Annotated in this window: 9 protein-coding genes; 2 read left to right on the top strand and 7 right to left on the bottom strand. The window is 66.0% G+C overall.

The features are described 5' to 3' along the window. The 5 genes from G407_RS32420 to G407_RS0124700 all read right to left on the bottom strand — a co-directional run. The coding region (locus tag G407_RS32420; protein ID WP_210163163.1) for an extracellular solute-binding protein at nt 1-396 on the bottom strand (396 nt) is incomplete at its 3' end. A 603-nt stretch (nt 397-999) separates the two neighbouring features. Beyond that, a complete protein-coding gene (locus G407_RS30870) occupies nt 1,000-1,434 on the bottom strand; it encodes a hypothetical protein (RefSeq protein ID WP_210163162.1) in 435 nt (144 codons plus the stop codon). Between the two features lie 182 nt (nt 1,435-1,616). Further along, a complete protein-coding gene (locus tag G407_RS0124710; RefSeq protein WP_029032947.1) occupies nt 1,617-2,594 on the bottom strand; it encodes an ATP-grasp domain-containing protein in 978 nt (325 codons plus the stop codon). Further along, nucleotides 2,594-3,079: a hypothetical protein gene (locus G407_RS0124705; protein ID WP_156917721.1), complete on the bottom strand. Its 486-nt coding sequence runs from the start codon at nt 3,077-3,079 to the stop codon at nt 2,594-2,596. Before G407_RS0124705 ends, G407_RS0124710 begins: the two co-directional genes overlap by 1 nt. A gap of 526 nt (nt 3,080-3,605) precedes the next feature. Then, nucleotides 3,606-5,993 (bottom strand): putative bifunctional diguanylate cyclase/phosphodiesterase, encoded by a 2,388-nt coding sequence (locus tag G407_RS0124700; protein WP_029032945.1) that lies wholly within the window; start codon nt 5,991-5,993, stop codon nt 3,606-3,608. A gap of 331 nt (nt 5,994-6,324) precedes the next feature. Here G407_RS0124700 and G407_RS32710 point away from each other — a divergent pair, with 331 nt between their 5' ends. Together G407_RS32710 and bfr are read left to right on the top strand one after the other, a co-directional pair. Then, nucleotides 6,325-6,537 (top strand): hypothetical protein, encoded by a 213-nt coding sequence (locus tag G407_RS32710; RefSeq protein WP_029032944.1) that lies wholly within the window; start codon nt 6,325-6,327, stop codon nt 6,535-6,537. A gap of 45 nt (nt 6,538-6,582) precedes the next feature. Next, the gene (gene bfr / locus G407_RS0124690) at nt 6,583-7,056 is read left to right on the top strand and encodes a bacterioferritin (protein ID WP_029032943.1); all 474 of its coding nucleotides are present in this window, start codon (nt 6,583-6,585) and stop codon (nt 7,054-7,056) included. 110 nt (nt 7,057-7,166) lie between these two features. On the opposite strand, the gene G407_RS0124685 is transcribed toward bfr, so the two are convergent. Further along, nucleotides 7,167-7,547: a response regulator gene (locus G407_RS0124685; protein WP_084327800.1), complete on the bottom strand. Its 381-nt coding sequence runs from the start codon at nt 7,545-7,547 to the stop codon at nt 7,167-7,169. After that, a complete protein-coding gene (locus G407_RS30015; RefSeq protein WP_084327799.1) occupies nt 7,544-8,671 on the bottom strand; it encodes a sensor histidine kinase in 1,128 nt (375 codons plus the stop codon). The genes G407_RS0124685 and G407_RS30015 overlap by 4 nt, the downstream gene beginning before the upstream one ends. Between the last annotated feature and the right edge of the window lies 1 nt (nt 8,672).

The raw sequence follows: 8,672 nt of genomic DNA, 5'->3' as shown, positions 1-8,672 counted from the left end.
CTTGGAGAAGCCGAACCAGGTATCGCTCGGGTCGCGGAGATAGGGGGGGATGCGCTCGGCGAGCACCTCGGATCCAATCGGCTGCAGCAGGCCTGCGTCCTCGGCGCGCTCAAGGCGGCCGGCGTCGACGGTAAGCAGGACGTCGGCCGGGGAGTTCGCGCCCTCGGCGATCATGCGCTCGATCAGCTCGTCGGCGCCCGCCTCGATGCGGTTGATCTTGATGCCGGTCTGCTCGGTGAATTCCTCATAGAGCGCCTCGTCGGTGTCGTAGTGGCGCGACGAGTAGAGGTTCAACTCCCCGCTCTGCGCGACGGCGAGGGCCGGCAGGCCGACGAGGCCGGCGGCGAGCACGGTGCCGGCGAGGAGGGTGCGGCGGGCGGTCGAAAAGTCGGTCATGGCGTTCCTCTTTTCCTGATCCGGGTGGGGGACACGTCCGGATTTTCGAACGAGGCCGCCGGCTAACTCGCGAAGCGGAGCAGCGGCGCAGCGTTGTCGGGCTGAATTAAGGAACACTGCTCCTGAAGTCGTCAAGCAAAAACCGTTAGATTAGACACATTAAAAAGAACAGCTTTGAAATTCCGCAGCTTCATAAACCCCGACCTTCCTCGTTCATCTTCACAGGTGTTCGCGTGGTGTCATCGCCTGTGGGAGGCCCATATCTGTTCCGAAACACGCGAACGTTCGCCTTTCACCGCGCCAGCACTCTGCTTCACGTATGCCGCGCCTGCAACCAAGACCAACGAGATATGCAACTTTTACTCGCGCGATGAACCCGCACGCCTTTTTCGGTCCTGCGGGGCCTGCCGTCTGGCGCAGCCGCGGAGGCAGCTCTGCGCGGCGCGCGGTACTAAAGATTGTCGGTCGCCGAACTCGCGGCGGCTTCGGGCGTGTTCTGCAACACGGTGAAGCGTATCGAGGCGGCGGACGCGCCCGCCCTGCGGGAGGCGCGCTGGCGTCGACGCCTCGCGACCGCGCTCCGCGGAGCTTCGCCTTGCCCGATCAGTGCCGTGTCGCGTTCGTTGGCATCATCGCTGTTGTCGCCGCGTCGCTTTCACCTCGTCCGCGATCCGACGCGACGAGCTTGGCCAATCTGTCCAGTAGAGCCGCGAGCGCACGAGCGGCGAGCTTGAGCTGCGGCGCGTCGGGACGGTCGACGAGCGAGGCCGCGAAGTCATGGAGCAGGTCGGCGTCGGAGCGCCGCGCGGCCTGGAGAACGGCGAGGAGCTCCATTTCGTCCTCGCTGATCCGCCCGCAGTGGCTCGGAAGAAAGCGGAAGCACCGCCGCCGCTCGCTGCGGACCGCAAGGACGAGCGCGAGGGTCCGCGCCAGAACCGGTGGCCCGTCGACCGGCCCGAGCACCTCGATGGACGTGCGGAGCGCCGCGTCCCAGCACTGCACCCGTCCGCCGCAATAGCCGTCCATGGCGAAGCGCACCAGTGATATCGTGAGCACCTCCAAAGGATCGCACGTGGTGTCCGCGAGGAGCGGCAGGCCCTCTCCGCCACAACCGCACTCGGCGGCGTCGTCGCCGGCGGCCCGGTCCGGAGCCGCGCGCGCGATCTCGGGTCCAGCGTCGGGCTTGGCTCCACCGCGGCGCCGCAGGTGCTTGTTCCAGGTCATGATTGCTTTCTTTCGAGCATGGGATCGACGCGCCGGCAGGCACGGTCCAGGATCGCGGACGCGAGGGCGCGCGCGGCGCCGCCGCTCGGATCGTGATCGAGAAACAAGCCGGGCTCGTTCAGCTCGAGCTCCAGCACGACGAGGCGGTCGCCGCGCTGCACGCCATCGACGCGGGCGTAGAGCGCGCGTTCGGGAAGCGCGTCGACCAGCGCCTCGGCATCGGCGATCATGCGGCGCGTCGGCCGGTCGGCCCGGACGCGCGGCGCGAAACGGCTGTTCGGTCGAAACTCGCCCGAGACCGGCTCCTTGCGCACGGCATGGACGAAACGGCCGTCCACGAGGACGAGCGACCACTCGCCGTCCATGACTTCGGGGCAGAACTCCTGCAGCAGGACCGGCCCGTCGGCGACGAGAGACGACGGCATCTCGATGAGCCGGTGCCGCTCGATCATCATCACGCCATGGCCGCTGGCGCCGCAGCGGGGCTTCAGCACCGCCTTGCGCCAGCCGCGCTCGTCCATGGCGAGCGCGATCTCGACGGCGTCAACCTGCTCCAGCAGCACGATCGGCGGTGTCCGCGCGCCCGGGTGCGGGAGATCCGCGAGGCAGCTCTTGTCGAGATTGCCCCGGACCAGCGCCGCCGAATTGGAGAGCGGCACGTCCTGGGCGCTGCACAGGTCGAGCCAGTCCCGGTATGCGCACAAGTTTCGATGATAGTTCCAGCTCGAGCGGATGACCGCCGCATCGCATCGCGGCACGTCCCAGCTCCACGACGCGGCGCCCTGCCAGGAGACGACGCGCACTCGGGCGCAGCGCTGCTCCAGGGCGGCGGCGAGCACGCCATCGGAGGCGGTCAGCGTCGGCGTATCGTCGTCCGTTACGAACCAGATCAGGGGACGCCGAGCCGCGCGAAGAACGGCGGGGTGGCTCAGCGGTTGCGGGCGCTCGTCGGGCGTCCTCTGCAGGGCTGTCATCACGACGAGGTCCTCTCGGCTGCGGCCACCGGTTCGGCGAACGGGCAGCCGCCCGCGCAGGGCTCTCCTGTCGCGGCATGCAAGCCGCACCCCCGCTCCGCCGCCGCGCAATAGCTCTCAGCCAAGGCGACCACGGCTTCGCCCGGAACGAGCCTGCCTCGATCCGTCGAGAGCGCATCGAGGAAGTCCTCTGCGAGCCGTTGTTCGTCCGCCGATCGTCGGCGAGCGCCCACCGGGTGCCAACGAAATTCCTCGCGCCGACCGGCGGTCGCGATCGCCACCAGGTCGTGCAGGAAGCCGAACAGCCGGTAGGCCTCATCAGGAGGGAGCATGGCCCGAAGCGCATCCAGTGCCTGGTCGGCCGGCCCGAAATCACCCGTCAGCCGCGATCCCGCGAGACGGCGGCAATGGTCGAGCAGGGCGCAGCTGGAGAGCCGGCGCGGGCACGTTCCCGGCGATGGCGGCACCTGTGCGTGGCGACTCATCGGGCTCTCCTGGCTGCATGACGTCGACAGGAGCGTTCTGTTAGGCTAATTTCAGAGCAACTGTCAACCGATATCCAGCAGTTTCTGTTGTAATTACAATGGTTCTAGAATTCAATACGTCCTACGATGCGTGTCACCAGAGATGTCAGCTTGGAACCTATCATATCTGCCGGGTCGAAGAGGGCGCAGAGGGCGACCAGCGAGCCCCCTCCCCCTCGGTCCGCGGTGGGCACGCGAGCGACGGAGGCTCCTCCTCGGAACTTCTCGGAAATGGAGCTATTCTCGAATTCGTGCCCGCTTCACCCGGTCCTCCGGGCGGCGCCGAGTGCGCCGCGCCCTTCTAAACCCTGATCGTCACGGCGAAGCTGAACGACATCGACCCGCTCGCATGCTCGCCGACGTCCTCGCCGCATCAACGGGATGGCGCCAAACGCGCCTGTGCAAACTCCTGGCGGAGTTCAGCCTTCAATGAAGTCCAGACTTCCCCCGGCCTCCCTCTGCGATGGGCGCGACGGCGCAGAGCGGGCTACTCCGCCGCGACCCCTCGCGGAATCCTGCTCGCAAGGGTCGGCCCGTCTCGCAAGGCCTGACCGTTGGCCAATCTGTCCGCCACCTCGGTCGCGGTCAGCGGCTTGTCGAACAGAAACCCCTGGAAATGCGTGCAGCCGAGGCCCTGGAGCCACGAGAGCTGCTGGCGCGTCTCGACGCCTTCTGCCACCACGTCCACGCCCATCTGTCCGGCCATCTGCAGGATCGCCCCGATAACGGCCGCCGGCTTGCCGGGATGAGCGGTGTAGGCCGTCAAAGCCCGATCCAGTTTCAACCGGTCGGCCGGCAGCGCGATCAGGCGCTCCATCGAGGAAAAGCCGACCCCGAAGTCGTCCAGCGTGATCGTGACGCCGAGCACGGCCAAGTCCGCGCAGAGCCTTTGCACCGTCGGCAGGTCGAAATACCGCTCGGATTCGGTGATCTCGATCTCCAGTTTGCGCCAGCTGGGCGCGGGTGCCCCGAGGTGCTCGCGCAGGAAATGGTTGATTTCCTTATTCTCAAGTGAGAGCGTCGCCACGTTGACCGCCACGGGCACGGTGCGCCCGCAGGCCCCTTGCCAGGCTTCCAGATGGCCGTCGATCTCCCGGAACAGCCACGCCACGAGGGTCTCGGCACGAGGTCCGTGGAGGAGCATCGGCAGGAAATGGGCCGGGCTCACGACGCCTTGGCCGGGGCGTTGCCAGCGCATCAGCGCCTCGAGACCGGTCCAGACCGGCAACCCGTTGCCACCGATCACGACTTTCGGCTGGTAGACGACGAAGAACTCCCCCGAATCGATCGCGGTGTCGATGTCCTGGCAGGAGATGGGTGCCGGACCGGGCGAGGCCGCCGAAGTCGATGCCGACAACGCGTCCGTTTCCGCCCCGCCCCGCGCAGCCTCGACCCGGTTGCGCCCGTTCGTCTTGGCCGCGTAGAGCGCCACGTCGGCCGATTTGAAGATCGACTCCAGGCTCGTCTCGGCGACAGAATGGCTGGACGCCACCCCCATGCTGACTGTCACCGCGCGGTCTGGTGCCTCGGCCTGCATCAGGTTGGTGGACGCGATCGCAACCCGCAGGCGATTGGCTACGCCGACCGCTTCGCTCGGAGTGATGTCGGGCAGAAGGACGCCGAACTCCTCGCCTCCCAGCCGGGCGACGACGTCGCGTTCGCGCAGTTCGTTCCGGACGGTGCAGGCCACGCCGATGATGACGCGGTCGCCCACGTCGTGACCATGGTCGTCGTTGATCGCCTTGAAATGATCGATGTCGAAGATCACGAACGCGAAATGCCGGCCGTCCTTGATCAGCGCCTGCACCATGCGCGAGAAAGCCCGCCGATTGTAGAGCCCCGTCATGGGGTCGGTGTCGGCGAGCAGCCTCAGGCGCTTTTCTGCGACGACGCGGTTTTCGATGTTTTCGCGCAGGTTCGACGACAGCTGCACGAGGCTGCTGTACAGGTCGCCGATTTCGTCGTTGTGACTGTATTGCGTGAGCGACGAGTTGTTTTTCTCGGGACTCTTCAAGTCGGTTCGCGAAATCAGCGCCGTCAACTGCATGATCGGCCGCGTGATTTTAAGATAGAGCATGAAGGAAATGCCGAAGGCTACGAGGAGCGACCAGATCAGCGCGAGAAGGACGATGGTGCCGAGATCGGATATGAGCCGGTCGAACCAGTAGCCTTTGTTAATTGACAATACGAGGTACCCGGCGGGGGTTCCGGACGGCGTGGGGTCGATCGGTGACGCTCCTACGGGGAAGCGCTGCCTCTCGTACCTGTCGAACAAAAGATCGACCAGCTCGTCGAAGCGGGTCGCGCTCGGCTGATTGACAAAGCTGGACAGCTTTATCCCGTTCCGGTCGACAATTTGCGCGCGATAAATGTCCGCCCGGTGCGCCACCCCCATGACGATATTGTAGGCCAGATCAGCGTCGTATTCGTACAGAGAACGGGCTACTAGGCGTTTGTTGAGCTCGAAGATTTCTTGCGCCTCCTTGTGGATCATTTCCGGAAACTGACGGTATAGGCCGTAAGACTGGAAAGCAAAAATGAAAACGCCGAAGACGAGGGAGAGCAGGACGGTGGCATTGAACTGCGCCCCCGCAAGTTTGCGCCTGCGCTTCGTTTCAGCGCACGACGAGGCGCCGGCGCAGGCCACCGTCGCCGGAAAAGGGGCCGAAGAGGACCGCGGTCGAGTCTCGGCGGATACGTCGGGGTGGACAGGTCCGATCCCGGAGCGGACACCCGTTTTCGGCGGGCGCGGCGAACCGACCGCGAGGCCCAAGCGGGTCAGCAAGACTAACATGGATGCCGCCTCCATCTCAGGGCGCATCTGGATGGCAAGCGTGTATTCGTTCCCGACGGTGGCGGCAGCTTTGCGTGGCAATTCACTGGGCTCTCCTGACTAACGATTTCGCCCTGAGCATTCCGATAGTTTATAAGCAGAGAACCTGTCAACAATCCAATAATAATCATGAAATTACAATCATTCTAAAAGCCCACACCTTCATCCATGCGCCACAGAGCAGTCACCTTAAAGAATTTGTCGCGTCTCCGGCAGAAGGTGGCGTGGAGGGCGATCAGCGAACCCCCGCTCTTGGGTCCGCTCGGTGCCGGTGGGCACGCGAGCGACGGGCGATCTTTATTGGAACTCCTCCAATCTAGAGCTATTGTCGTTTCGTGTCCGCTCGGGAACGGACCCGCCGATGGAGTGTCCCATGACGACCTGCGCCTGCGGCAATTGCCAGTTCTTCGATGACAAGGCCCCCTCCGCGCCCGCGAAGGAGGACGCCGGGCTATGCCGCTTCAATCCGCCGATCTCCCAGCCGGCTCGAGACGACCGGGGCCTCTGGCCCGTCGTCGAGGAGAGGGACTGGTGCGGTCACTTCGCCGCCAAGGTAGAGCGCTTCATGAGGCCGCCAGCCGAGTAAGGCGAAGCAGGACTGGGCCGAGATTGTGGAACGGGAGGAGTTCACATGAAGGGCGATGGCCAGGTACTCGATTACCTCAATCGGGGCCTCCGCAGCGAGCTGACGGCGACCAGCCAGTACTGGCTGCATTATCGACTGCTCGACGACTGGGGCTACAAGGAGCTGGCATCCTTCTGGCGCAAGGAGTCCATTGAGGAGATGGTGCACGCCGACAAGTTCATCGAGCGGATCATCTTCCTCGAAGGTCATCCGAACCTGCAGTACCTCGATCCCCTCCGCATCGGCCAAACCGTGCAGGAGGTCATCGACTGCGACCTTGCGGCCGAGTACGAGGCGAGAGCACTCTATCTCGAAGCGGCGCAGTACTGCGAGAGCGTCAACGACCGCGTCTCGAAGCAGCTGTTCGAGGAACTCGCAGCCGATGAGGAAGGTCACATCGATTTTCTGGAGACGCAACTGAAGCTCATCGCCGACCTGGGCCTGCAGCTTTATGCACAGAAGCACGTGGGTGAGCTCTGACGGAGCTGATCGGAGCCGAGCAGCGTTCGAACGTCTCGATCCGAAGCTCGCCGGGTGTGGAGGCGGGGCAGTCCTTGCGCAAGGACCAGCGGAAGGAAGTTCCAAGCGGCCTACTGGTCCGCCTCGCCCCGGGCCGCGGCCGCGAGCTTCTCCACGACGTCGTCCAGCTCGAAGGGCTTCGTCACGTAGTCGCGCGCGCCCATGCGCAACAGGCGCACCGCCTGGTCGATGCCGCCGTACGCCGTCATGAAGATCGTAGGCACCGCGCCCGCGCGGGCGAAGATGTCGTGCATCAGGCTCCCGCCGTCGCCGTCGGGCAGGCGGATGTCGCAGATGGCGGCGTCCGGGATCTGCCGGGCGATGGCGGCGAGAGCCTCGGCTGCGGATTTCGCCCAGCGCACGTGCCAGCCCTCGAGCTTGAGGCGCTGCTCGAGGGACCGGCCGAGAATCTCGTCGTCCTCGATCACGAGGATCAGCCCGCGCTCCATCATGCCGTCGTCTCCGCGCCCGTCGCGCCGGTCTCCTCCGCCGGACCGACGGGCAGGCGCACGATGACCCGCGTGCCCTCGCAGGTCCGGCTCTCGACTCGCATCTGCCCGCCGAGATTATCAAGAAGCCGCGTGACCATCCACAAGCCGAGCCCCTTGCCGCGATCCTCGCCCGCGCCCGTCGCCGCGCGCGTCGTGCGCGCGTCCGAAACGAAGGCCAGCACGTCGGCCGGCATGCCTTCGCCCGAATCTGCGATCGTGAAGGTCGTTTCGCGCTCGTCCTGCGCCACCGACAGCCCGATCCGGCCGTTCTCCGGCGAAGCCTTGCAGGCATTGAGCAGAAGGTTGAGCAGAACCTGGCGCAGCGCGTCCGCATTCGCCGCAATCGGTTGCATCGCCTCGATGTCCCAGTCGAGCGCGAGACGCCGGCGGCGCGCTTCGGGGGCGACGAGGAGCTGGATGTCGAGCAGGTCCTCGCTGGAGAAGCGCATGCGACCCGGCGCCGGACGATAGGTGGAGAGCATGGCGTCCGCTGCGCGCTCGAGGGAGAGCAGCCCGCGCTCGATGAGATCGACCGTCTGTTCGCGCACATCTGGCCTGTCGCCGAACCGACGCAGCGTCGAGACGGCGTTGAGCAGGCCGGCGAGCGGATTCCTCACCTCGTGAGCGAGCCCGGCGGCGAGCTTGGCCAGCAGCGCATCGCGCTCCTTCTCGCCGAGATCGGCGAGGGCCTGGCTGCGGGCCTCCTCCGCTACGGCGCGCGCGGCGACAGCTTCGCGCAGCCGCAATCTTGCCCCTCTCTGGCGCCGCGCGGCCTCCGGCTGTCTCGTCCTGCTCGACGACCCCGCGGGCGAGGATGACAGCGCGGCGGGCACGCGCGACGGTGAGGAGTGCATCCATGGCTGCTGCGACGACAAGGACCCGAGCGTCTTTTCCCGAGAACTCGGCGACGCTGGAGTTGCCGTCCAGGGCGACGGAGGACCTGAACCGGCCGTGGACCATCGCCGCGGTGCCCGCCGCGGTCGAAGGCTCACGCGCCCCGCACCGAGAGCCACGACGACGATGGTGATCGCCCCCAACGGCAGGAGCAGGCTCAGCGGCCAGCGGCGGGGGGGAGCGATGCGCATG

The sequence above is a fragment of the Salinarimonas rosea DSM 21201 genome, from assembly GCF_000429045.1.
In the GTDB taxonomy this organism is placed as follows: domain Bacteria; phylum Pseudomonadota; class Alphaproteobacteria; order Rhizobiales; family Beijerinckiaceae; genus Salinarimonas; species Salinarimonas rosea.
This window is presented reverse-complemented; position numbering and strand designations above follow the sequence as displayed.